Source organism: Nonomuraea africana (genome assembly GCF_014873535.1).
In the GTDB taxonomy this organism is placed as follows: Bacteria; Actinomycetota; Actinomycetes; order Streptosporangiales; family Streptosporangiaceae; genus Nonomuraea; species Nonomuraea africana.
In genome coordinates this window covers 8,656,358-8,678,640 of the sequence record NZ_JADBEF010000001.1, presented here as the reverse complement: position 1 = coordinate 8,678,640, position 22,283 = coordinate 8,656,358, and the positions used below count along the sequence as shown (strand labels likewise).

At 71.3% G+C, this 22,283-nt stretch carries 23 protein-coding genes; 11 read left to right on the top strand and 12 right to left on the bottom strand.

Annotated elements, in window-relative coordinates; translation table 11 throughout:
- Window positions 1-44: 44 nt before the first annotated feature.
- From H4W81_RS41585 to H4W81_RS41555, 7 genes are read right to left on the bottom strand one after another with little or no spacing between them, the layout of a single operon-like run.
- Window positions 45-767 (bottom strand): TadE/TadG family type IV pilus assembly protein, encoded by a 723-nt coding sequence (locus H4W81_RS41585; RefSeq protein WP_318782406.1) that lies wholly within the window; start codon window positions 765-767, stop codon window positions 45-47.
- The gene (locus tag H4W81_RS41580) at window positions 764-997 is read right to left on the bottom strand and encodes a hypothetical protein (RefSeq protein ID WP_192781351.1); all 234 of its coding nucleotides are present in this window, start codon (window positions 995-997) and stop codon (window positions 764-766) included. The genes H4W81_RS41585 and H4W81_RS41580 overlap by 4 nt, the downstream gene beginning before the upstream one ends.
- Window positions 997-1,917: a type II secretion system F family protein gene (locus tag H4W81_RS41575; RefSeq protein WP_192779811.1), complete on the bottom strand. Its 921-nt coding sequence runs from the start codon at window positions 1,915-1,917 to the stop codon at window positions 997-999. The genes H4W81_RS41580 and H4W81_RS41575 overlap by 1 nt, the downstream gene beginning before the upstream one ends.
- Complete coding sequence (locus tag H4W81_RS41570) at window positions 1,910-2,767, bottom strand: type II secretion system F family protein (RefSeq protein WP_192779810.1); 858 nt, start codon at window positions 2,765-2,767, stop codon at window positions 1,910-1,912. The genes H4W81_RS41575 and H4W81_RS41570 overlap by 8 nt, the downstream gene beginning before the upstream one ends.
- Entirely contained in the window at window positions 2,767-4,065 is a 1,299-nt protein-coding gene (locus H4W81_RS41565; protein ID WP_192779809.1) for a TadA family conjugal transfer-associated ATPase, read from the bottom strand. Before H4W81_RS41565 ends, H4W81_RS41570 begins: the two co-directional genes overlap by 1 nt.
- Window positions 4,062-4,796: a CpaE/TadZ family protein gene (locus tag H4W81_RS41560; RefSeq protein ID WP_192779808.1), complete on the bottom strand. Its 735-nt coding sequence runs from the start codon at window positions 4,794-4,796 to the stop codon at window positions 4,062-4,064. Before H4W81_RS41560 ends, H4W81_RS41565 begins: the two co-directional genes overlap by 4 nt.
- A 1-nt stretch (window position 4,797) precedes the next feature.
- Window positions 4,798-5,475, bottom strand: a complete 678-nt coding sequence (locus H4W81_RS41555) for a hypothetical protein (RefSeq protein WP_192779807.1) — start codon at window positions 5,473-5,475, stop codon at window positions 4,798-4,800.
- Between the two features lie 237 nt (window positions 5,476-5,712).
- On the opposite strand from H4W81_RS41555, the gene H4W81_RS41550 reads away from it, so the two are divergent.
- The 5 genes from H4W81_RS41550 (at window position 5,713) to H4W81_RS41530 (ending at window position 13,708) form a co-directional block, all read left to right on the top strand.
- Window positions 5,713-5,934, top strand: a complete 222-nt coding sequence (locus tag H4W81_RS41550; RefSeq protein ID WP_192779806.1) for a hypothetical protein — start codon at window positions 5,713-5,715, stop codon at window positions 5,932-5,934.
- 79 nt (window positions 5,935-6,013) lie between these two features.
- The gene (locus H4W81_RS41545) at window positions 6,014-10,498 is read left to right on the top strand and encodes an FtsK/SpoIIIE domain-containing protein (protein ID WP_192779805.1); all 4,485 of its coding nucleotides are present in this window, start codon (window positions 6,014-6,016) and stop codon (window positions 10,496-10,498) included.
- Between the two features lie 10 nt (window positions 10,499-10,508).
- Window positions 10,509-11,921 carry a type VII secretion protein EccB gene (gene eccB / locus H4W81_RS41540; RefSeq protein WP_192779804.1) on the top strand — a complete coding sequence of 471 codons (1,413 nt, stop codon included), beginning with the start codon at window positions 10,509-10,511 and terminating at the stop codon, window positions 11,919-11,921.
- A gap of 63 nt (window positions 11,922-11,984) precedes the next feature.
- Complete coding sequence (locus H4W81_RS41535) at window positions 11,985-12,314, top strand: hypothetical protein (protein ID WP_192779803.1); 330 nt, start codon at window positions 11,985-11,987, stop codon at window positions 12,312-12,314.
- The gene (locus tag H4W81_RS41530) at window positions 12,311-13,708 is read left to right on the top strand and encodes a WXG100 family type VII secretion target (RefSeq protein WP_192779802.1); all 1,398 of its coding nucleotides are present in this window, start codon (window positions 12,311-12,313) and stop codon (window positions 13,706-13,708) included. Before H4W81_RS41535 ends, H4W81_RS41530 begins: the two co-directional genes overlap by 4 nt.
- Here H4W81_RS41530 and H4W81_RS41525 read toward each other — a convergent pair.
- Both H4W81_RS41525 and H4W81_RS41520 read right to left on the bottom strand, forming a co-directional pair.
- Window positions 13,705-14,529, bottom strand: coding sequence for a hypothetical protein (locus H4W81_RS41525; RefSeq protein ID WP_192779801.1), 825 nt, complete (start codon window positions 14,527-14,529; stop codon window positions 13,705-13,707). The two genes, H4W81_RS41530 and H4W81_RS41525, sit on opposite strands and share 4 nt — an antisense overlap.
- A gap of 3 nt (window positions 14,530-14,532) precedes the next feature.
- A complete protein-coding gene (locus H4W81_RS41520) occupies window positions 14,533-15,600 on the bottom strand; it encodes a hypothetical protein (RefSeq protein ID WP_192779800.1) in 1,068 nt (355 codons plus the stop codon).
- Window positions 15,601-15,778: 178 nt separating this feature from the next.
- Here H4W81_RS41520 and H4W81_RS41515 point away from each other — a divergent pair, with 178 nt between their 5' ends.
- The 6 genes from H4W81_RS41515 to H4W81_RS41490 are packed head-to-tail and all read left to right on the top strand — an operon-like array spanning window position 15,779 to window position 20,021.
- The gene (locus H4W81_RS41515; protein WP_192779799.1) at window positions 15,779-16,117 is read left to right on the top strand and encodes a WXG100 family type VII secretion target; all 339 of its coding nucleotides are present in this window, start codon (window positions 15,779-15,781) and stop codon (window positions 16,115-16,117) included.
- A gap of 6 nt (window positions 16,118-16,123) precedes the next feature.
- Window positions 16,124-16,435, top strand: a complete 312-nt coding sequence (locus H4W81_RS41510) for a WXG100 family type VII secretion target (RefSeq protein ID WP_192779798.1) — start codon at window positions 16,124-16,126, stop codon at window positions 16,433-16,435.
- Window positions 16,436-16,438: 3 nt separating this feature from the next.
- Window positions 16,439-16,801, top strand: a complete 363-nt coding sequence (locus H4W81_RS41505) for a hypothetical protein (RefSeq protein WP_192779797.1) — start codon at window positions 16,439-16,441, stop codon at window positions 16,799-16,801.
- A gap of 1 nt (window position 16,802) precedes the next feature.
- Complete coding sequence (locus H4W81_RS41500) at window positions 16,803-18,209, top strand: WXG100 family type VII secretion target (protein ID WP_192779796.1); 1,407 nt, start codon at window positions 16,803-16,805, stop codon at window positions 18,207-18,209.
- A complete protein-coding gene (locus H4W81_RS41495; RefSeq protein ID WP_192779795.1) occupies window positions 18,206-18,613 on the top strand; it encodes a hypothetical protein in 408 nt (135 codons plus the stop codon). The genes H4W81_RS41500 and H4W81_RS41495 overlap by 4 nt, the downstream gene beginning before the upstream one ends.
- 10 nt (window positions 18,614-18,623) lie before the next feature.
- Window positions 18,624-20,021: a WXG100 family type VII secretion target gene (locus tag H4W81_RS41490; protein WP_192779794.1), complete on the top strand. Its 1,398-nt coding sequence runs from the start codon at window positions 18,624-18,626 to the stop codon at window positions 20,019-20,021.
- Between the two features lie 18 nt (window positions 20,022-20,039).
- Here H4W81_RS41490 and H4W81_RS41485 read toward each other — a convergent pair whose 3' ends face one another.
- From H4W81_RS41485 to eccD, 3 genes are all read right to left on the bottom strand, one after another.
- A complete protein-coding gene (locus tag H4W81_RS41485; protein WP_192779793.1) occupies window positions 20,040-20,477 on the bottom strand; it encodes a YbaB/EbfC family nucleoid-associated protein in 438 nt (145 codons plus the stop codon).
- A 76-nt stretch (window positions 20,478-20,553) separates the two neighbouring features.
- Complete coding sequence (locus H4W81_RS41480; protein WP_192779792.1) at window positions 20,554-20,715, bottom strand: hypothetical protein; 162 nt, start codon at window positions 20,713-20,715, stop codon at window positions 20,554-20,556.
- A gap of 103 nt (window positions 20,716-20,818) precedes the next feature.
- Window positions 20,819-22,237 carry a type VII secretion integral membrane protein EccD gene (gene eccD, locus H4W81_RS41475; RefSeq protein WP_192779791.1) on the bottom strand — a complete coding sequence of 473 codons (1,419 nt, stop codon included), beginning with the start codon at window positions 22,235-22,237 and terminating at the stop codon, window positions 20,819-20,821.
- Window positions 22,238-22,283 lie beyond the last annotated feature (46 nt).

The window sequence follows — 22,283 nt, the reverse complement described above, 5'->3', positions numbered from 1 at the left end:
CCGTAGGCCGTACGGGAATCCCCCTCCTTGATGAGAGGGAGCAGTCAATGGCAGTCGTCGCCTCCGTCGTCGTTGTCGGGACGGAAGCACTCCACGGGCCCGCCCGACGTGGCCGTGATCGTGAAGGTCAGGTCGGGGAGCAGCGGGATCACCTGCACGGCGCTGCCCGTCACCGTCACCCAGCGTTCGTCGGCCCCTTTGGGTACGGCTGTCGCGGCGGCGCCGTCGAGGATGCGCGGGCCGATGGCTCTGGCGACGTCTTCGGCCCTGGAGACGGCCTCGTCCTGCCAGCTCGTCGAATCGAAGGGGGCCGATCTGGCGATCCTGGCGCCCTCCCTGGCGGCGGCGTCGGCGACCTGGCGTCCGTGGAACCACAGCGCCACCTGGACGATCAGCAGGACGACGGCGAGCACGATCGGCATGATCATCGCGAGTTCGACGACCGTGGCGCCGCGGTCCCCCCTTCCCGAGTGAGCCGAGCTGCGGGGATGCCTTTTCGGGAGGCCCCCGCCACGAACGGGCCGGCGTCCCTTAGAGGCGGGGCAGCGTCGAGACAGAAGGTGGGCAGGCCGACGCTGCCAGATAGGCCCGCCGCCTTCAAGAGTGGGCGCGGGCCCCTCGAACGTGGGCCAGTGACCCTCGAGGATGGGCGCGGGTCCCTCGAGCGTGGGCGCGGGTCCCTCGAGGATGGACTCGGGCCTCTCGAGTGGACTCCACTCGCGAGGGCGCGGGATCCCGGAGAGGGAGGGGGGACGGGAAAGGGTCACTCGTTGCCGCCGCCCGAGCCGCCGCCTCCGCCGAAGCTGTTCTGGAGGTCGCTCTGCTTCTGCTCCACGAGCGTCTTGATCAGTGTCGCGAGCCCCAGCGCCACCCCCGCGATGATCGCGGTGATGATCACCCACTCGACGGCGGAGGCCCCGCGGGAGGGCGCGGTGCGGGCGCGGTGTACGCGGACCCCGAGGTAGGCGGTCAGGTACACGATCCACGGATGGTTCATCACGACCCCAACATCTTCATAGCGGCGGGAAAACTGAGAAAGATCACGAACCCGGCGCACAGCAGGAGCTGGGCGACGAGCATGGACTGGGACCGCTCCCCCGCCCGTCCCTCGATCTCGGCGAGTTCGCGGCGGCGGAGGGTGGCGGCGCGGGCGGTCAGCGAGGCGCGGACCTTCGCGCCGTCGTCGGCCACCAGCCCGAGAGCGGCGGACAGGTCGCGCAGCTCGTCGACGTTGATCTCCTCGCCGAGCTGGCCGAGCGCCTGCCACGGGGTGATGCCGACGATCCTGGCCCCGCTGAGCGCCTCGCGGATGCGGGACATCGCCCAGTTCGGGGAGTCGCCGCTGACCGATACGGCCATCATGAGCGCCTCGGGGACGCCCCTGCCGCCCGCGAGGTTCATGGAGACCAGGTCGAGGAAGGCGCCCACCACGTGCCGGAAGTCGCGCCGCTTGGCCGCCGCGTCGCGCCTGATCTGCAGGTCGGGCAGGACGAAGAACAGCAGCGACACGGCCAGCGCCGCCCAGAACGGGATGGTCAGCGACACCCCCCACTCCATGAGCACCAGCCATCCGACCAGGACGGGAAAGGCGAGCAGCCCACCGGCGGCCAGCAGCGCCTTGGTGGCCAGGAAGCCCTCGAACGAGCGTCCGACCAGCGCCAGATCGGCTCTGATCGAGCGGACCTCCCAGCCCCTGGCGGCGTAGAGTCTGGCCAGGCGGATCCCGAGACCGCGTCTGAACGCGCCGACCTCCTCGTCGGGGAGCACGAGCCGGAGCCCGGGGGCGTCGGTGTCCTCCCTGGCGGCGTCGAGCGCGACGAGGCGGGCGACGAGCCCGGGCCTGGCCGGGAAGAGCGCCCGCATCAGGAGGAACACCCCCAGCCCGAGCACCCCTCCGGCCAGCACTCCCTCAACCATGGGCACCTCCCGTGGGTGGGTCGACGCCGAGCAACCTGGTCGGTTTGTCGAAGCGGGCCAGCCTGCGCATCCAGGCGAACCCGGCGCCGAACAGTCCCGCCACCACCACCAGGACGGCCTGTCCGAGCAGCGACCGGTACTCGGCCACGTAGGAGGGATTGAAGACGACCAGCGCCGCCGCGAAACCGAGCGCGGTGAGCACGACGATCTGCACCGATCGGCGGGTGGAGCGGCGCTCGGCTTCGACCCGGCGACGCATGTCGAGCTCCTCGCGCGCCGAGACCGCGAGGGCGCCCAGCACGTCTCGCAGCCCGGGCCCGCGCAGCCTCGAGTTGAGGATCAGCGCGGCGATGACCAGATCGGCCGAAGGGTCGTCGAGCTCGTCGGCGAACAGCCGCAGCGCGTCGGGCAGCGCCATCCGCGTGTGCAGGCGGTCGACCATGGCGCGCAGGTGCGGGCGGAGCATGGGCGCCGCGGCCCTGATCGAGGAGGGAATGGCCTGCTCCAGGCCCGCGGCTCCGGCGATGGTGTCGCGCAGCGACTCGGTCCAGGCGGCCAGCCCCTCGAGGCGGACCATGGCGGCGCGTTCCGAGGCTGCCCCGCCCGACAGTCCTCGCCAGGCGAAGACGAGCAGCGCCGCGCCACCGGCCATCACCGGCCACTGCGTCACCGCGAGGATCACCGTGGCCAGGATCGCCGCGACGGCCGTACGGGTCGACAGGGTGCGCACCAGGTGGCGGGGCGCGGATCGGGGGCGCGGGCGCACGCCGTACAAGGAGAGAACGAGGAGGAACAGGCCGCCGCCGACGGCGGCGCCGGACAGCAGGGCCAGGGGATCGATGCCGATCATCACCAGGCTCCGGGGGCGTAGCCGTGCGGGGCGAGCTCGTCGAGGCAGGAGACGGGCGCGTGCGGTACGGCGGTGCCGTCGGGCCCCGGCGCGAAGATCTCGCTGGACAGGACGCGCCCGTCGACCCCGTTCACCTCGCGCACGCTCGACACGAAGCGCCGCAGGGTGCCGCCCGCCGCGTAGTCGTTGCGCTTCTCGATGAAGACCACGAAGTCGATGGCGCCCGCGATGAGCATGTGGGTGGCGTCGATGGGCAGCCGCTCGGCGGCCTGGAGCGCGTAGGTGGAGATGCGGTTGAAGACCTCCATGCTGGAGTTGGCGTGGATGGTGGACAGGGAGCCGTCGTTGCCCTGGGTCATCGCGTTCAGCATGGTGACGATCTCGTCGCCGAGCACCTCGCCGACGATCACCCGCGACGGGTTCATGCGGAGGGATCGGCGTACCAGCTCGGCCATGGTGATCTCGCCCTGGCCCTCGGAGTTGGGCAGGCGCTGCTCGAAGGCGACGACGTTCGGGTGGAGCTCAGGGAACTGGTCGAGGCCGAGTTCGAGCGCGCGCTCGACGGTGATCAGCCGTTCGTGGGCGGGGATCTCGTTGGCCAGCGCCCGCAGCAGCGTGGTCTTGCCCGCGTTGGTGGACCCGGCGATCATGATGTTCTTGCGGGCGGCGACGGCGGCGGTGAGGAAGCGCCCGACCAGCGGGGTGAGCGTGCCGTTGCCCACGAGGTCGGACAGGAACACCTTGCCGAGCCTGGCCCTGCGGATCGAGACGGCGGGCCGTACGGTCACGTCCATGACGGCCGACAGCCGTGAGCCGTCGGGCAGGCGCAGGTCGAGCTGCGGGTTGGCGGTGTCGAACGGCCTGCTGGACAGGCCCGAGTAGGCGGCCAGGATCTGGATGAGCTCGATCAGCTCCTCGTCGGACTCGGCGACGGGCTCGTGGGTGAGCTCCTGGCCGTCGGCGTAGCTGACGAACACACGATCACAGCCGTTGATGTCGATGTTCTCGACCTCGTCGTCGTCGAGCAGCGGCTGGAGGCGGCCGACGCCGAACAGCGCGGCGTGGATCCCGGCCGCGAGCGCCTCCTCCTCTTCCAGCGTGGGCGGGGTACGGCCGGAGCCGATCTCGCCGCGCGCGAACTCCTCGAGCACCTGGGAGATCAGCGCGCGGGCGAACTGCCGCTCGTCCTCGCCCGTCATGGCGGGCATGCCGTTGGCCTGGTCGAGGCGGCGCTGGTGGGCCAGGCGGTCGCCGACCTCCTGGCGGAACCGCTTCACCAGCGAGTGGTCGATGGTCATGGCACCCTCACCTGGGCGGAGAGCCGCCCCGCCAGCTCGCGGGCCGTACGGATGAGCAGGGAGCGGTCGAGCCGGCCGCCCCACTGGCCGCGCAGCAGCTCGGCGCCCTTGGGGTCGTGCGCGAGCCCGGCCACGAACGCCGCCTGGCCGCCCACGATCCTGCGGACCTCGTCGATGGAGGCGCGGTAGGTGCGCGGGTCGGCGATCACGACCACGCCGACCTGCGGGCCCTTGGGCACGATGGGGAGGCGTTCGCGCAGGTGGGCGACGTGGTCGAGGCTCGCGCGGGTGAACAGCACGAGCAGCTCGGCCTCGGCGACCAGCTCGCCCGTCTGCGGGTGCGCGCCCAGCCTGCCGCAGTCGGCCAGCACGTCGGCGTGCGGCAGCGCGGACAGCGCCCGCCCGAGCGGCCCCCACATCCAGCTCAGGCCCGCGGCCTGCTCGCCGTGGGTGAGCCCGGCGAGCACGTCGAGGCCACCGATGATCTTCTGCGTGTGCTCGTGGATCTGCCCGGGCTCCAGCCCTCGCCTGGCGGTCGCGCCCAGCGTGAGCAGCCCCCTGCCGGGGTTCAGCATGCCGCCGTCGGCGGCGGGCAGCCGATAGGCCAGGTCGCCGCCCGCCGGGTCGCACTCGGCGAGGAGGACGGCACGCGGCCAGACGGCGCCGAGCGCGGTCGCCGCGGTGGTGACGCCCGGCGCCCCCTTGTCGGCGGCCAGCACGATCAGCGCCACGTCAGCGCGCTCCCGGCAGCTCGGCCACCGCGATCTCGCCGCTGGAGGCGTAGGCGGCGACCTGCGGCGAGATGGTGGAGTCGACGATGACGGTGATCAGCCCCGCCGAGCCCGTCCTGGTCGGCTCGCCCACGATGTGCACCAGGGCGTTGGGCGCAAGCACCCTGCTCTGCCCGCCGGACGAGCGTCCCGGCACGTGGATGACCTGCACCCGGTCGCCCTCCCTGAGCCCTGCGGGCGCCTGGCCCGGCTTGAGCGCGAGCCCGACCTTGGCCTTGCCGGGACCGAGCTCCTCGCTCGCGGTCACGGTCATCTCGTCGGTGAGCAGGGTGCCGGGAAGAATGGTCGCCGCGGCGTAGGTCTCGACCACGGCGAACCGCTCCGACCACGCCACGAAGGCGACGCCGGTATCGGCTATCTGCACCTCTTCCAGTGCGTTGGGGGAGATCTTCTGACCCACCCCGATCTGTTGCACCACTCTGATCGCGGAAATGCGGTCGCCGCTGCGCATGACGAGCAGCGTGGTCGCCAGCGCGCCACCGAGAATGAGGAGAACGGCCAGCGCGGCGAGCGCGGGTTTGCGCTCGCGCGGGGGCACGGGAAGCTTGCGTGAGGTGCTGCTGGAGAGCACGCCTGCGGGTCCCGCCGAGTTCACGGCAGGCTTTTCGCTGGTCCTCATAGGTGGGGGGCTCCCATGATGAATTTGCGGGAATTCAGGCCATTATGTGCATCTGATGACGCGGGACGGGGCCCAAATACGAGGACCAATGCTCCTTTCGCAGGTAGGAGCCTGTCAACCAGACCGGTTAATTAAAGCGGCTTGAATTGACGGCGTATTTGGTGATAGCGACCACATTGGTCACAGAATTCACAGAGTTGTCACCTGAACCTGTTCAAACTGTGGGATGCTTGGGACATGGCCAGGCACAACGGGCGCTTCTCCCGGTTCCGCCGTCGCTGGGTCGCGCGCCTCGCCGCGGCCCCCGCCACCTCGTGGATGGTCGGCAGGCTGCACAGGGCGGCGGCGAATCTGGTGGAGGTCACCGCCGAGGTGAACGCCTACGCGGGGCTGCTGGAGGAGAAGGCCGAGGAGCTGCGCGACCGCACGATGGAAGCGGGTCGCCGGCCCCCTCCCTGATGCCGGTGTCGTCATCCGGGCGGCGGGCGCGGCGGGCACGCGTTAGCGTGGCGGCCGGTCCGACCCCGAGGAGCGGCACATGCGGATCATGCTCACCGTGCTCGACCAGCACGGCGACCGTGACGTCGTGATCGAGGGCGACGCGGGCACGACGGTCGCCAGGGTGGCCGAGGCGCTGGCGGGCCCGCCGGAGGAGCCGCTGGCCAAGGTGGTCCGCCTGTCCAGGAACCGGGCCCCGTACGGCCTGGGCGGCGCCGAGCCCCGCGTCCCGCGGCAGCGCGGCGAGACGCGCGTGTCCACCGGCGGGCACCGCGATCACGTCCGACCGGCCGACACCCTCGCGGCCGCCTCCGGCCTGGGGTTCGACGGGCCGACGGTGTGGCGCGACGGCCGTCCCGTCGATCCGCGGGCCCCGGTCCGAGCGGTCCTGCGCAACGGCGACAGGATCACCCTGCGCCCCGGCCTCGCGAGCCTCACCGTGGTCGCCGAGCCGGGCGGCGTGGCCGAGGTGCGCGTGGTGGGCGGCCCGCAGGCGGGCTCGGTGCACCGCCTCGGCCTGGGCGTCCACGTGATCGGCGCCGACCCGACCTGCGCGATCGCCGTCCAGGACCCCTCGCTGGCGGCCCAGGCCGCGATCCTCCGCGTGACCCCCGACTCGATCAACGTCGAGCCCCCGCCGCGGAAGCCGCAGGAGCCCCCGCGCAGGAAGGCCAAGGGCAGGTACGCCGAGGAGCTCGACGAGCTGGCGCTGAGGGACACGCCGCCCATGGGCGAGCCGCCCGAGATCACCCTGGACGGCGAGCCGGTCACCGGGCCCGCCGACTGGCCCGAGCACGCCCTGCTGGCCGCGGGCTCCTCGCTCTTCACGCTGACCGCGATCGAACCCGCCGACGCTCACCTGGCCCCGCATCCCGACGGCGGGCTCGCCTACAACCGCCCGCCCAGGCTGCGCCGTCCCGACACCGCGCGCAGGTTCGGGGTGCCCCAGGAACCCAGGCGGGCCGAGACGATGCGGCTGCAGTTGCTCGCCGCCCTGCTGCCCGCGGTGCTCGGCGTGACGATGATGCTGGTCACCGGGCAGTGGTACTACCTGCTCATCGCGCTCATGACCCCGCTCATCATGCTCGGCCAGTGGTGGAGCGACCGGCGGCACGGACGCAGGCAGCACAAGCGCTCCGTCCGGCAGTACAAGGAGGATCTCGCGGCCTTCCGTGAGGAGGTCGAGGAGGCCAGGAGGAACGACGAGCGGGCCCGCAGGGCCGCCGCCCCCGATCCCGCCGAGGTGCTGCTCACCGCGACGGGGCCGCGCAGGCGGCTGTGGGAGCGCAGGATCCACGACGCCGACGCGCTCAGGCTGCGGGTCGGTCTCGCCGACCTGCCCGCCGACCTGGAGTTCGACCAGCCGTACGAGAGCCCTGTCTGCAGGAAGGTGCCCGTGGCGCTGCCGATGCGACGCCTCGGCGTCGCGGGCGTCACGGGCGCGCGCGAGGTGACGGCGGCCCTGGTGAGCTGGATGATCGCCCAGGCGGCCGCGCTGCACAGCCCTCGCGACCTGGCCATCGTGGTGATCTCGGCGAGCGCCGACGCCGAGGAGCGGTGGGGCTGGACTCGCTGGCTGCCGCACTGCGCGCCCCACGGCGGTGAAGACTGCGTGGTGCTGGTGGGTGCCGATCCGGAGGCGGCGGCCCGGCGGGTGGCGGAGCTGACCGCGCTGATCGACGAGCGGCTCAACACCTCGATCCCCGACTTCGGCAAGGTCCCGACCGGCTGGGACGACCTGGGCGGCCCCGAGACCGACAAGCGGCCCTCCTACGACGAGCGCCCCTACGACGTGCTGGTCGTGCTCGACGGCGCGCAGGTGCTGCGCGGCCTGCAGGGGATGCCGCAGGTGCTGCGGCAGGGCCCGCGCGCGGGCGTCTACACGCTGGCGGTGGACGAGGAGCAGCGGCTGCTGCCCGAGGAGTGCGAGACCGTGGCCGCCTGCGGCCTCGACGGGCAGGTACGGCTGCGCGGCGGCGGCCTCGACACGCTCGGCCCCGCGCTGACCGACCAGGTGCCGAACGAGTGGTGCGAGCGTCTGGCCAGGGCGCTCTCCCCGCTGCGCGACGTCTCCCGCGACGACCCGAACGGCAGCCTGCCCGAGGCGGTGCGCCTGCTCGACCTGCTGCACCCGCCGGTCCGGTGGGAGGGGCCGACCACCGAGGTCCTGCTGGGCGTCGGCCCCGAGGGCCCGTTCACCGTCGACCTGGCCAAGGACGGCCCGCACGCCCTGATCGCGGGCACGACCGGCGCGGGCAAGTCGGAGCTGCTCCAGACGATGATCTGCGCGCTCGCCGCCCGCAACCGGCCCGACCAGCTGACCTTCGTGCTGATCGACTACAAGGGCGGCGCCGCCTTCAAGGACTGCGCGCGCCTGCCGCACACCGTGGGCATGGTCAGCGACCTCGACGGCCACCTGACCCAGCGGGCGCTGACCTCGCTGGCCGCCGAGATCAGGCGCAGGGAACGGCTGCTCCTCGACGCGGACGCCAAGGACATCGACGACTACCCTGGCACGCTGCCCCGCCTGGTGCTGATCATCGACGAGTTCGCCGCGCTGGTCGCCGAGCTGCCCGACTTCGTGGCCGGCCTGGTCGACATCGCGCGCAGGGGCCGCTCGCTCGGCATCCACCTGATCCTGGCCACGCAGCGGCCCGCGGGCGTGGTGACCGCCGACATCCAGGCCAACACCTCGCTGCGGATCGCGCTCAGGGTGACAGAGGCCGCCGAGTCGGCCGACGTCATCGGCATCCCCGACGCGGCGCACATCTCCAAGGCGACGCCCGGCCGGTGCTACGTGAAGCACGTGGCGGTGCAGGCGGCCCGGGTGGGCGGCCGCGCGCCGGGCGACGCGCAGGCGCAGCCGCGCGCGGTGGAGCTCGGGTGGAGCGCGCTGGGCAGGCCGCTGCCGTCCGCGCCCGAGCCTCTCGACGGCCTGGCGGTCACCGACCTGGCGATCCTGGCCGACACGATCGCAGCGGCGGCGGAGCGGGCCGACGTTCCCGAGCAGCCGAGCCCGTGGCTGCCGCCGCTGCCCGCGCGGGTGGTCGTGGCCGAGCCCCGGGGCCTCGAGTTCGGGGTGACCGACCTGCCGTGGGCGCAGGAGCGGCGGCCGCTCGCGCTCGACCTGGAGCGCGGCGGCCATCTGCTCATCGCGGGCGCGGCGCGCAGCGGCAGGTCCACCGCGCTGCGCACGATCGCGGGCGCCATCGCCGCCACCGAGTCGCCCGCCGACGTGCACCTGCACGTCATTGACTGCGGCTCGGGCGCGATGCTGCCGCTGGTCGCGCTCCCGCACTGCGGTGCGGTCGTCACCCGCGACCAGCTCGACCGGGTCGAACGGCTGCTCGCCAGGTTGCGCGAGGAGGTGGGCCGCAGGCAGCAACTGCTGGCCGAGGCGGGGCACGCCTCGCTGGCCGAGTACCGCGCGGCGGGACACCGGCTGCCGTGGCTGGTGCTCATGGTCGACAGGTGGGAGGGATACGTCGCGGCGTTCGAGGGCTACGACTACGGCAGGCTCACCGAGGCACTGCTCCAGCTGCTGCGCGAGGGACCGGCCGTCGGCCTGCGCGCGGTGGTGACCGGCGACCGCTCGGCGCTGCTCGGCCAGGTGTCCACCGTCTTCGACGAGCGGCTGATCCTGCGGCTGGCCGACCCCGCCGACTACGGGCTCGCCGGGCTGCCGGTCAAGGACCTGCCCGCCGCCATGCCACCAGGCCGCGCCCTGTCGGCGGGCGAGCACGGCGTCGTGGAGAGCCAGATCGCCCTGCTCGCCCCCGACCCGTCCGGCCCCACCCAGGTGGCCGCGCTGCAGGCGCTGGCCCGCTCCCGCGAGGCGGAGGGCGAGGCTCCGCTGCGGGTCGACGCCCTGCCGATGCGCGTCACCGCCGCCCAAGCGCTCGAGCTGGGCCCGCCCGGCGGCGGGCCGCTGTGGGCGCTGCTCGGCGTCGGGGGCGACGCGCTGGCCCCCGTGGGCGTGGACCTGCTCGCCCACGGCCCCGGCGCGGTCATCGCGGGCCCTCCCCGGTCGGGCCGCTCGTCCGCGCTGCTCACCGCGGCGCGCTCGCTTATCTCCGCGGGCACGCCCGTGGTCGCCGTCGTCCCCCGCCGCAGCCCGCTGCGCGAGCTGGAGGGCGCGCTGGCCGTCCTGGACGGCAACGGCACGGGGCTGCGCGAGCTGCTGGAAGGGCGCGAGCGCTACGTCGTCGTCGTGGACGACGCGGAGCTGATCAACCCCGACGCCCCGCTCGGCGCGCTGCTGGAGGAGACGCTCAGAACCGGCAGGGACGGCGAGCACGGGCTGATCGTCGCGGGCTCGACCGGCGACCTGTCCACCGCCTACCGGGGCTTCGTCGCCGAGACGCGCAAATCGCGCACCGGGCTGCTGCTGTCGGTGCAGAGCCCCGCCGACGGGGACCTGTTCACCGTGCGGTTGCCGAGGGGCGCGGTGGGCGGCCCGCCGGGCAGGGGGCTGCTGGTGACGACGGGCACCGTGACACCGATCCAGGCGGCGCTGCCCGGCTAACCTGTCCTGCATGCAGACCAGGAAGGATCTTTACCAGGCGCACCGGCTGATGCAGCAGCGCCTGGGCATGGCCCTGCTGCAGGCGGAGCCCGACGTGCCGGAGTCCCCCATGCGGCGCCAGAACATCGCGATGTTCTGCGGGATCCTGCTCGCCGTCCTGGTGATGGCGGTCTTCGGCATCTGGGGGCTGGTCAAGCCGGGCGGAGCCACCAAGCTCACCGAGGCGGGGCAGCTCCTGGTCGAGGAGGAGAGCGGCGCCCTCTACGTCTACAGCCAGCAGGAGCGCAAGCTGCTGCCGGTCAGCAACTACGTCTCGGCCAGGCTGCTGCTCGACGCCGCCGAGATCAAGGTGCGCAACGTCTCGGCCGCCTCGCTCGACGACTTCGCCCGAGGGCCGCTGGTGGGCATTCCGGGGGCGCCCAACTCGCTGCCGAAGCGCGACAAGCTGGTCAAGGCGCCGTGGTCGGTCTGCGTCGTGGAGGGCGACGACCCCTCGGTGGGCCGCAGGGCGTACACCACGCTGGTCGGCGGCACCGAGCTCGGCGGCACGCCGGTCGGGGAGGGGGCGATGGTCGTCAACGACGGCCACCAGAACTGGGTCATCTGGGCCGACCGCCGGATGAAGGTCTCCCCCGCGGGGGTGCGCACGCTCGGCGTCCAGCCCAGGAAGGTGCCTCCTGCCTGGCTCAACGCCATCCCGCCCGGCCGCGACTTCGCCGCGCCCCCCGTGCCGCGGCGCGGACAGAAGGTCAGGGGAAGCGACGGCAAGGTCGCCGCGGTCGTCGGCCAGGTGTTCACCGTGCCCCCGCTCCCCGGTGGAGAGGCGCGCTGGTACGTGCTGCTCGCCGACGGGTTCGCGCCAATCTCCGAAACGCAGGCCAGGCTCCTGCTGGAGGACTCGGCCAGCAAGAGGGCGTACGGCACGCGCAAGGTCCTGCCCATCACGACCGACGCGGCCTCGGTGAACGCCTCCCCCTCCGCGCAGCGGCCGATCGAGAACAACGGCATGCCCGCGACGATGCCCAAGGTGATCAATCCGCCGCTCTCCGCGCCGCTGTGCGCGGTCTACGCCGACACGCTGAAGGGCTCGGTCTCGGCCAGGCTGACCACGGGCAGCCGCGTCCCGCTGGCCCCTCCCAAGACCCCCGCCGACCCCGAGCACTTCGACCAGGTGCTGCTGCCGCACGGCTCGGCGGCGGTCGCGGGCCTGCTGCCGGGCGAGAAGCAGCTCGGTTCGGTCACCCAGTTCTTCCTGATCACCGACCAGGGCCGCAGGTTCCCCCTCCAGTCGGGCGCCCAGCTGGCCACCTTCGGCTACGAGGCGACCGATGTGGCGCCGATCCCCTCGTCGATCCTGCACCTGATTCCGGAGGGGCCGAAACTCGACCCTGCCGCCGCCCTCAAACCTGTCGCCCTTAACTAGACCTTAATGGACCGGAAATATTAAGGTCTTGACTCACTCGGTCAGCGGCAAAGGGGGTCCCGAGTGAGCGATCTGAAGGCCAGCGGGAAAGACCTGCGTAGGGCCATGGAGACGTGTGGCGACCAGGCGGACGACGTGGCGGCCATGGCGACGAGGTTCGCGCCCGCGAAGCTCGGCAGGAGCGATTTCGGTCTCGCCCCCGGCACCGATGATCTGTCCGCAAGCTACGTGGACGGCACGCCCGAAACCAGCGGCATGGGCCGTTACGAGGCGATCGCCGGTTACCTCTTCGACCTCCAGACCGCTCTGGCCTACCTCTCCGAGGCCTTCGAGCTGAGCGCGCGCAACTACCAGACCGGCCACGACGCCAGCGCCCTCAGGCCCACCTCATGAGCCAGCCGGAGGCGGAGACCCGCGACCCGAGCCTGCTGCCGTGGAAGTGGAACTGGAACCCCACGGAGTGGGGCTGGAACGTCAACACCGACCTCGGCAGCGCGTTCAACCCGCAGCCGTTGATCGACACCATCGTCGCTCTGGCCAGGGCGCTGCCCACGCTCTTCGGCGGCGACGGCACGGAGGAGCGGCTCAGGGCCGCCGCCAACGCGCACCGGCGGCTGGGTGAGGAGCTCAAGACCCTCGAGCAGGCGATCGACGGCCCCATGGACAGCATCCTGAAGTCGTGGAAGGGCCCGGCCGCCGACCGGTTCCGCGAGCTGTGGGGCGGCATCGTCGACAGGAACAACCGCCACGCGCTCACGGCGAACTGCACCGGATGCGCCACGGTGCTCGACGCGGTCGCCGAGTCCGCCAGGCTGACGAAGCAGGCGCTGAGGGAGATCATCGAGGCGGCCCTGATCTGGGCCGGCCTCTTCTACGCCCTCAGGATGGCGGCCTTCCTCGGCGCCAGGCTCGTCGCGACCGCCGCCTTCGCCCGTGCCGCCCAGCTCGTCACCATGGGCATCCAGTTGCTGGCCAGGGTCGGCACCCTGTTCAGGTCAATGGCGGGCATCCTGCGGTCGCTCCCCCTGATCGGCAGGCTGAAGATGCCCGGACGGCTCACCGCGCTCGCCGGCAGGGCGGGCGCCTCGGTGCGCACCGGCCTGGCCCGCCCGTTCGACGCCGAGTTCCTCGCGGGGCTCAGCAAGGCCTCCTTCGCCAAGTACGCCAAGACCTCGGGCTGGGTGTGGGCGGGCGTGCTGGGCACGCAGATGACCGCGCAGGTGCTCAGAGGCAACAGCTTCTTCAACCTGAGCCCCTCCTCCATCGTGCAGTCGATGCGGATCTCCACGGGCGCGACGCTGGCCGGCACCTTCGCCCCCATCGGCGGCGTGTTCTGGAAGGGCGGCCTGCAGGGTGGCGTGGCCGCGACCTGGGGCGCGAGCACCGTGAAGACCGGCATGGCGGTCGCGGAGGGCGGCTTCGCCTTCGCCCAGTTCGTCGCCGTCCGCAACTGGGCGATCTCGAAGGCGAAGTGGGAGACGCAGCACAAGTGGCTGAAGGGCGACGGCCAGAAGCAGGTGCTCGGCTTCGCCCCCACGTCGGTCTTCAGGGTGTGGCGGCCCCTGCACACGAACGAGGTGCCTGAGCTGCCCCCGTACCAGGCGCCACAGGCGCAGCGGGTCGGCATCTGGCCCTACCAGGGCGGCTCGCTACAGGAGATGGCCGCCAAGGTGTACGGCGACGCGAGCCGCTGGCAGGAGATCTACGACTTCAACCGCGACCTCATCGGCCCCGACCCCAAGAAGATCAAACCCGGAACGCTGCTGACCTATCCCCTGCCCGACTAGGACAGGCCAGGGATCAGGTTGCTGAAGCTCCCGCCGATCTTCTTGTCGGGCAGACCGAGGTCGGGGGCCTTCTTGATCGTCAGCTCCTGCTGGTCCCAGACGGCCTGGGCCTTGGTGAAGTTGGGCGACTCGCCCTTGACGGCCTGCATGCCGGGGAACTTGGCGCTCATGCCGGCCGCGGCGTAGCCGATGCCGCCCATCAGGAGGGTGAGCCGGAACGTCAGCTTGGCGACGGTCCTGACCAGGGTGCTGACGATGTTGTAGAGCTTGGACGCCTGTGTGTTGGCCTGCACCTGGGCCGCCACCGCCGTCTGAGGCGTGATGCTCATGGCGGTGGCGAACACGGCCAGTGCGACCACGAACGTGGCGATCGCCAGAAGCACCAGGGCATAAGTCTTGAAGACGTTCGAGCCGGACAGCATGCTGCCCTTCATGCCCTTGCGCAGCTCCCCCAGGTGCTCGAGTTCGCTGTCGAACTCCTGGGCGAGCTTCTTGAACGCCGTGAAAGAGCCGCCCTTCCAGTCCTCCTTCGACTCCGCGGCAGCCAGCAGACTGCGTAGGTCGGCGCGGAGAAGGGCGATGTCGTCCTGCACCGCCATCGGCGGGCGCCACTCCACCGGCTCAGGTTTCGTCACGAACGGCCCTGCCGCCTTGCGCGGTCCGGGGGTGTTGTCGCCCCAGGCCTCGCCCACGCGGACCATGGTGTCGGGATCGGACACCGCCGCCCAGAACAGCGGGATCAGCGGCGCGGCCGCGGGGAGTCGGAGCGATGCCGCCGTGACCATCTCGGCGGCGAGCCTGAAGGTGGCCTGCCAGTCCACGGTCTACTCCTTGCCGAGGACGGCCGGCGCGATGTCCTGGTCGTCGTCCTCATAGTCCGTTGGGTCTCCCTTGAGGAGATCCGACCCGTCCTTGTCCTTCTTCTGATCCGCCGGGCTCCCGCCCATGCCGGGAGCGAACGGGTACATCGGCGCGCCGCCGGCGCCCAGCCCGCGCGCGCCCGCGCCGGCTCCCCCGAGCCCGGGGACCGCTCCCGCGCCACCCGAGCCGAAGGCGCTCCCGCCCCCGGTCCTCGGGTCGGGAAGGCTGGTCGTGGGCTGGTTCGTGTTCGGCTGGGGAAGCGTCCTGGCGGTGAGATCCTGACCCGAGAGCTTGGGGTCGTATCCCGAGAGCTTGCTCTCGATCGGGTTGGTCAGCTTCTTGTCCAGATCACTGGTGTCGGGCAGCTTCGAGTCCGGCAGCTTGGAATCGGGGAGCTGCGAGTCGGGCAGCTTCGAGTCGGGGAGGCTGCTGTCGGGCAGCTTCGAGTCAGGAAGCTTCGAGTCCGGCAGCTTGGAATCGGGGAGCTGCGAGTCGGGCAGCTTCGAGTCGGGGAGGCTGCTGTCGGGCAGCTTCGAGTCAGGAAGCTTCGAGTCCGGCAGCTTGGAATCGGGCAGGCCGAGCCCTTTGGTGTCGGGCCCGCCGAACTTGGGCGTCTTCATGCCGCCCATCTGGGGGGTCTTCATGCCACCCAGCTGGGGCGTCTTGCCGCCGCCCTTCTCGTCACCCTTGGTCTTGCTGGCATCGTCGGCCAGTTGCGTGTAGTCGGCCGCCGCGCCGAGTGCGGTGCGCCACGACTCCAGCACGTCCTTGCCCTTGGCCAGCGCGTCCGCCGTACTGTCGCGCACGCCGTTGTGCGCTCCCACCACGCCGTAACCGATGGCGCCGAACGTCAGGCCGGGCAGGTCGATGCCCTGTGTCTTCTTGCTCAGCGCGGTCAGGTCGTCGCTGTGGCCGGCGAGATCCTTGCCCAGCTGCCGGACAGGAGCGGTACGCATCTGAAACTCGGGGTCGCGCTGCTTCGGATGCTCGGGACCGGTGGGGATCGTCGGCAGGCCAAAGGGATCAGTCACAAGGTCACATTACGGGCGTCATGCCCGTGATTCCAGCGAGATCCGCAAATACGCGCCTTGAGCTGCATATATAGCTAATCCATGAAAATGTAATCAAAGCTTAACCTGAAGTCAGGTCAGCTGTGTGACGCCTGATCATTACTGTGATTCGGGAGTACCCGGATCACCTGGAGGTGACATGGCCGATCAGGCACAAGCAAGTCGGGCTGACCTAGAGCAAGCGATCTCGCGGATCATGCAGTCCCAGACCAACATTCTGGCGATCCAGCGCAAGCTCGACGGCGCCAACCAGGACCTGCACGCCCACTGGGTGGGTGGGTCTCGCGAGGCCTTCGTGCGCGTGGCCAAGGCCTGGCACGAGCGGCTGGACGTCATCCTCAAGAGCCTGACCCAGCTCGCGGAGTCGATCCAGGCCAACAACAAGAACTACGACCTCTTCAACGCGCAGGAAGAGGCGCGGTTCAACAGGATCGCGGCGATGATCGACGCCGACGTCACGTTTCCCTCGAACAGGTAGGTCCTGATGGCTGATCACGACATCTTCGACGTCACCAAGATCAACTACTCCGGTCTCGACGCCGGTGAGGTGGCCTTCGGCAACGCGTTCAAGGAGCTCGTCGCCGAGCTCGAGGACCTGGAGAACCAGCTCTCCGCCAAGACGGCGATCTGGCAGGGTGCCGCCAAGACCGCCTACGAGACCGCCCGCGCCACCTGGCAGACGGGCGCCAAGGACCTGGCGGACGTCGTCCAGCTGCTGTCCCAGAACATCAACATCACGAACATGAACATGCGGGACGTCGAGCGCATCAACACCGCGATGTTCGACGGTAAGTAAGCCGTGGGCAGCGACGGCGGGCTCGAGCTCAGCCGCCAGGCGATCAGGAACGCCAGGCGCGACCTCGACGAGTTGCTCGACCTGTTCGTGCCCGGCGCGACCTCGTACGACGTGGACCCTGTGGCCTTTCCCGAGAAGGGCCCGGTCCGCGCTCTGGCAGCCGACCACGAGGCGATGGGGGGGTTCTGGGCGGCCGCGATGGGGATGCGGACCAGCTTCACGCAGGCGGAGGCGGCGGTCGCCGGCTCCTACGTGAGCTTGTCCAGGACGCTTGCCGCGACGATCCAGCTGCTCGACACGGCGCTGACCAACGTCGACACCGGTGAGCAGAAGAGCGCCGAGCACGCCAGCAGGGCCAAGGTCTGAGATGGCCACATACACCTCGCCCATCAAGGCGCGGATCGAGGACACGAGTTCCGAAGAGCTGCCGCTCGACATGTTGCGAGAGGCGATCAAGAACACGAAGCCCGATCTGGTCAGGGCCGCGGCCGAGGAGTTCGCGGCCATCGGGGTCAAGCTCGACACGATGATCGAGATCCTCGACACGCACCTGAAGGCGCTCGACAAGTCGTGGACGGTGGGCGAGGACGCCAAGCAGGTGAAGGCCCAGCTGCGCCGCCTGCGCGACTCGGCCGCCAGCGTCAGGGAGTCGATCTCGGACGGCGACAAGAGCAGGTGCGCGACGCGCGGCATCGGCCCCGCGCTGGCCGCCTACTCGGACACGCTCAGGGCCTTCAGGGGCGACCCGCCGGACAAGGCGGGCAGCGACATCTCGACGCTGGAAGCAGCCGGCCAGTGGGGTATGGGCGGCGCGGGCATCGGCTTCATGGTCGGCGGACCGCCCGGCGCGGTCATCGGTGGTGTCATCGGCACGATCGCGGGCGGCATCACCTCTCTCTTCAGCGACGTGCCCTTCCTCAACATGGTCGGCGAGAGCAAGCAGGAGAAGGAGCAGAAGGCGGCCAACAAGTTCCTGCGGGAGCTGACCAAGGCCACCGTCGAGACGGCGCACTGGCGCTTCCCCGAGTCGCTGAAGACCGATATCCCGCAGTTCACCGTGCCCCAGGTGAAGGTGAAGGACCTCCAGGCGCCCGGCGGGGTCGGCCCCGGCGGTCTGCCCGGCCTGTCCACGAAGGCCTACGACCCCACGCTCGGCAAGGGGCCCGACGGCCTCGATGGTTCCGGCCTCGACGGGCTGGGCGAGTTCGACGGTGACGGGCCGGACGGCTCCGATGTCGACGACATCGACCTGGACGGCCGGGCCCCCGACGGTTCGGACCTCGGCGGCGGCGTGACCGGCTCGGGGCCCGACGGCAAGATCCAGACCGTGGATCCCGGCGCCGGCGACATCGACGGCGACCCCGGCAGCGTCGACGGATCGTCGCCGCCCGACGGCGCGGACGTGAAGGGCGCGGGCTTCGACGGCAAGGGCGGGAACACCAGCCTCGCCGGCTACGACCCGTCCATGTCCCAGGTCGGCGACGGCACCACGCCCTTCGGGACCACGGGCACGGGCTCCTCCTCCGGCGGCAGCGGCTCCTCCGGGGGAACCAGTGGTGGCGCGGCGGGAGTCGTACAAGGAGCGGGCGCCGGCGTGCGCGCCTCCGCGAGCGGCGGCACACCCGGCATCTACCCGCCCCCGGCCTCCGGCTCGAAGACCGAGCAGAAGGAGCGCGACAGGACCACCTGGCTATTGGAGGACGACGACCTGTTCTCCAGTGACGCCAAGGTCACCATCCATCGCATCGACGACGTGTCGAAGGACAGGGCATGAAGGAAGACGTCGGAGGCACGCCTCCGCCGGAGGTGGAGCTCACCCCCAACTGGGAGGGGCTCGACCCCGACGTCGAGCGCTACCTCGAGCACGACTCGGTCAGGGACGCGGCCCGGGGACTACGCAAGGAGCTGAGCGACTTCGAGGGCGCCGCTCCCGGCGGCGGCAGCGCGACCTGGACGGGGACCGGCACGTTCACCCAGTTCGAGGTCCTCGGCAACGTGGGGCCGAGGGAGACCGGCGCGTGGGAGACGGCCACGTACTTCGGTGAGAACATCGCCCAGGCGTACGAGGTCATGTTCACCAAGTACAAGGAACTGGTCGGCAGGATCGAGGTGCTGGGCATCGCCATCGAGAAGGCCGTGGACAACACCGACCAGGGTCACAAGGACAGCAGCGCCTGAGGAGGGCACCATGGGCACCTGGGCGCCTATCAAGATCTATTCAACTTTCCCCGGTTGCGTGGTCGACGAGAAGCTGACATACGCGCAGATCAAGGCATTTCTCGACAACACGGACCCGGCGAGCCTTGCGCGCGCCAGCGAGGAGTTCCTCTCCGCCGCCACGAAACTCGACGCGGAGACGGGGCTTCAGGCCAGGGTGATGCGCGCGCACCGGGCGTTGCTGACGTCCTGGCACGGCAAGGACGCCGCGGACGCGCAGAAGACGCTGAGGTCGTTGCACTCCACAGCCGCGGCCCTGCACAAGGCGTTGAAGGACACCGGCACCCAGCTCAAGCAGTACTCCGAGGTGCTGGAGCGCTACAAGAGCAACGTGCCGGGCGGCTACGTCGACCTCAGTGCCAACCAGAACAGTTTGACCAGCGACGCCAACACCTACGGCCTGAAGCTGCCCACCCCCTCGCCCTCTCCCAGCGAGATCACCCCCAAGTCGAACCCGATCGGGGACATCCTCGCCAGGGAGCACCTGCGTAAGCTCAACGCGGAGATCGAGAAGATCAACGCCAAGCTGCCCGAGGGCCTGGCGTGGGATCTTCCCAAGATCACCCCCCTCGACTACACGGGCGGGCGCAAGGCCGGCAAGGTCACCGTCAGCGACTCCGACACGCCCAACACCTCGTCGCAGACGTGGAACGGGGGCTCGTCGTCCGGTGGCCAGGGCTCGTCCGGTGGCGGCCAGGGCTCAACCGGCGCGGGAACCGGCGGGTCGAGCGGGTCTGGATCGGGCGGATCCGGATCGGGCGGCCAGGAGCAGAACCCGGGCGGCGACTCGCGGCCGCAGGACCCCACGCCTCAGGATCCCGATCCGCAGGACCCCAAGCCGCAGGACCCGACGCCGGAGCAGCCGGCGCCGCAGGAGCCCTCTCCGCAGGAACCGGCGCCGGAGCAGCCGGGCCAGGGCGACGGCGACACCTCACAGAACCCCCGCGACCCGCAGACCACCCCTCCGGTGATCGGCGGCGACACCGGCACCGACCTCGCCGACGGAACGCCCACGCCGACCACGACGGTGCCCACGCACACCACCCCGACGACGGCCGACATGCTCGGCACGAACACGCCGCGCACCACGACGCCCGTCACGCCCTTCTCCATGGGCACGGACGGCGTGATCGGCAAGGAGAGCGTCCCGTTCGGCTACGGCGCCCCTGGCGGCGCTGCGGCGTCGGGCGCTCCCAGCGTGCTGCGCGGAGCAGGGCCGACGGGCTCGGGGATGTACCCCTACGTGCCCGGCATGGGAGCGAGCCCCGCCGGAGAGTCCAGCGGAGAGCGGCCCCGGGAGATCTACGATCCCGAGGGCGACGCCTTCGGGATCAGGATCGAAGGGACCAGTCCCGACTGCATCTGCTGAACGGCATCGGCCGCGGGCTCAGAGATCGAGCCTGCGGCTGATGCGGTCCAGTTCGCCCATCACGTCCTCGAAGGTCCGGTCGAAGGCCGCACGCGCCTGCCTGATGTCGTGCATCGAGCCTTCGGGGTCGGCGGCGTACCGCATGGGGTTGTCCTCGCCGAACACCTCGCCCATGACCTCGTTGAGCCCGCGCTGCAGGTCGGCCGCCGCGGCCGCGACGGTCTCCTTGATCAGCTCGGCGAGCTCGCCCGAGCTCAGCCGCATCGCCTTGGGGTGGAGCTGGAGCTCGCGCATACCCTCGCTGGTGTACTCCACGGTGACCAGGCCGTCGTCGTCGGAGGCCCGGCCGACCAGCGCGGTCAGTTTCTCCTGCATCTCCTCCACCCGGGCCATCTGGGCGTCGGCGCCCTTGATGAGCTTCTCGACGTCGATGCCGCCGAAGTTCCCCTCGCTCATTCTCGCTCCATCCATCACATTCGCCGCAGCAACGCCTCAACCTAGCCGCGGCGGATGAAACCCCGCAATCACCGCGTCACTTCTCGCGCTTCGGCGCCACCCAGTCGAAGTTCTGGTGGCCGGGCGGCAGGGCGCCGGGCTTCATCGTCCCTGAAGCTCGGGTACTGGTCAGGGCCGCTCCGGACGACCACGAGCGGCGCGCCCGCGACCTGCTCGCCCTGCCGCTGGGGAACGACACCAGCTCGGAGTCGATCCGGCGCGAGTTCGACGACCTCCGGGACTCCTACCTCAGGGAGAACGCCGACCGGATCGACCGCATGCGACGCCTGGCCTGGGACCCGTCAGCCTGACAGGCCGCGGATCCAGGAGTAGACATCCAGCACGCCGAGCGCGAGCGGGAACAGTGCGACGATCAGCATGACGTCCACGATGTCGCCCGCTCTGCCCCAGAACGGCGAAGGCCGTCCCGTCGGCAGCCACAGCCCGAGGCCGAGCAGGACCATCGCCGTCCACAGCAGCCCGACCACCACGGCGACGGCGCCGACGGTCCCCGCCCCGACGCTCTGGGCCACGGCGGGCGCCACGAGCCCCGCCAGGCCCGTGAGGATCAGCCAGAGGCGCTGGCCGAAGCCGTGGAAGACGCGGGCGCGCAGGACGAGCGTCAGCGAGAGCGTGACGGCCATCGAGATGGCGACCCAGCCGCCCTCGGCCACGAGGAGGGCCAGGGCGCCGAGAGCCACCAGGGCGATCGCGATGACCATCCCCGTCGCGTAGCGGCGTGCCTGGTCGGTGCGCTCCAGCACCGAGGCGCTGTCGAGGATCTGGTTGTCGGCGCGTAGTTCCTCGGCGTTGGTGGGCAGCGCGGGCAGCGGCACCCTGGCCATCCTGAACGACAGGGTGGGGATGAGCGGGCTGAAGGCCATCAGGACGGTGACCGCCACCGCCGCCGTTCCGGCCGGCGACGCGCCGAAGACCATCACGAGGGCCGCGGCGATCGCGCCCGCGACGGAGGCGGTCGCCGTGCCGAGGAAGCCCGCGACGCCGCCGGCGATGACCGCGCCGCCGATCGTGGCGGCCAGCGCCGTACAGGCGAGCCCGGCCAGCAGGTGCGGCGCGCCGAGGCCCGCCCCCGGCGCGAACAGTCCGGCCAGGAAGGCGTACGGCAGCGCGGAGTAGCCGATCATGGCGCCCGCGGAGGCGTCGCCGACCGCCCTGGACAGCGCCGCGCCCGCCACCAGCAGCAGCACCGTGAGCACGCCCGACACCAGGGCCAGGCCCGTCCGCGGGCCGTCCGCCAGCGTGAGCGCGAGCGCGCCCATGCCGAGCAGCACGGCCGCCGCGCCCGCGCCCATCGCCCTGGTGTGGTGCGACTCCCACTTGCCGGAGCCGTCCTTGACCCCCGTGGCCACCACGTCGGCCACGTCGTCGAAGAGCGCCGGCGGCAGCGCCGCCTCGCGCGGCCGCAGGTACAGCACCTCGCCGTCGAGCACGCCCAGCGCGCCCAGGCTCAGGCCCAGGTCGAAGGGGGCGCCACCGAGCCGCTGGAGCACCCAGCCCGGCGCCGCGGAGGACTCGCCGCCCGCCTCGCCCACGGCGCGCAGCAGGCCCGGCAGCACGTGCGGCAGCGGGATGTCGGCGGGCAGCGCCAGGTCCGCACGCCTGCGTGGCGCGACGATCGTGACGTGGCAGAGCGGAGACAGGGGCGCGTGGATCTGCGGGAGCGCGCCTTGCTGCATCGGCGGATGCGCGATCGAAGTCACGTTCCCGACGATAACGGCATCTGGTAATAAAGTGGTTCCTGTGACA

Bases quoted from the DNA above. Each gene is read 5' to 3' on its own strand.
- H4W81_RS41580 (WP_192781351.1), bottom strand. From the start codon at position 997: ATGAACCATCCGTGGATCGTGTACCTGACCGCCTACCTCGGGGTCCGC.
- H4W81_RS41545 (WP_192779805.1), top strand. From the start codon at position 6,014: ATGCGGATCATGCTCACCGTGCTCGACCAGCACGGCGACCGTGACGTC.
- H4W81_RS41555 (WP_192779807.1), bottom strand. From the start codon at position 5,475: ATGAGGACCAGCGAAAAGCCTGCCGTGAACTCGGCGGGACCCGCAGGC.
- H4W81_RS41500 (WP_192779796.1), top strand. From the start codon at position 16,803: ATGGCCACATACACCTCGCCCATCAAGGCGCGGATCGAGGACACGAGT.
- H4W81_RS41485 (WP_192779793.1), bottom strand. From the start codon at position 20,477: ATGAGCGAGGGGAACTTCGGCGGCATCGACGTCGAGAAGCTCATCAAG.
- H4W81_RS41570 (WP_192779810.1), bottom strand. From the start codon at position 2,767: ATGATCGGCATCGATCCCCTGGCCCTGCTGTCCGGCGCCGCCGTCGGC.
- H4W81_RS41495 (WP_192779795.1), top strand. From the start codon at position 18,206: ATGAAGGAAGACGTCGGAGGCACGCCTCCGCCGGAGGTGGAGCTCACC.
- H4W81_RS41515 (WP_192779799.1), top strand. From the start codon at position 15,779: ATGGCCGATCAGGCACAAGCAAGTCGGGCTGACCTAGAGCAAGCGATC.
- H4W81_RS41530 (WP_192779802.1), top strand. From the start codon at position 12,311: ATGAGCCAGCCGGAGGCGGAGACCCGCGACCCGAGCCTGCTGCCGTGG.
- eccB (WP_192779804.1), top strand. From the start codon at position 10,509: ATGCAGACCAGGAAGGATCTTTACCAGGCGCACCGGCTGATGCAGCAG.
- H4W81_RS41565 (WP_192779809.1), bottom strand. From the start codon at position 4,065: ATGACCATCGACCACTCGCTGGTGAAGCGGTTCCGCCAGGAGGTCGGC.
- H4W81_RS41510 (WP_192779798.1), top strand. From the start codon at position 16,124: ATGGCTGATCACGACATCTTCGACGTCACCAAGATCAACTACTCCGGT.
- H4W81_RS41490 (WP_192779794.1), top strand. From the start codon at position 18,624: ATGGGCACCTGGGCGCCTATCAAGATCTATTCAACTTTCCCCGGTTGC.
- H4W81_RS41575 (WP_192779811.1), bottom strand. From the start codon at position 1,917: ATGGTTGAGGGAGTGCTGGCCGGAGGGGTGCTCGGGCTGGGGGTGTTC.
- H4W81_RS41550 (WP_192779806.1), top strand. From the start codon at position 5,713: ATGGCCAGGCACAACGGGCGCTTCTCCCGGTTCCGCCGTCGCTGGGTC.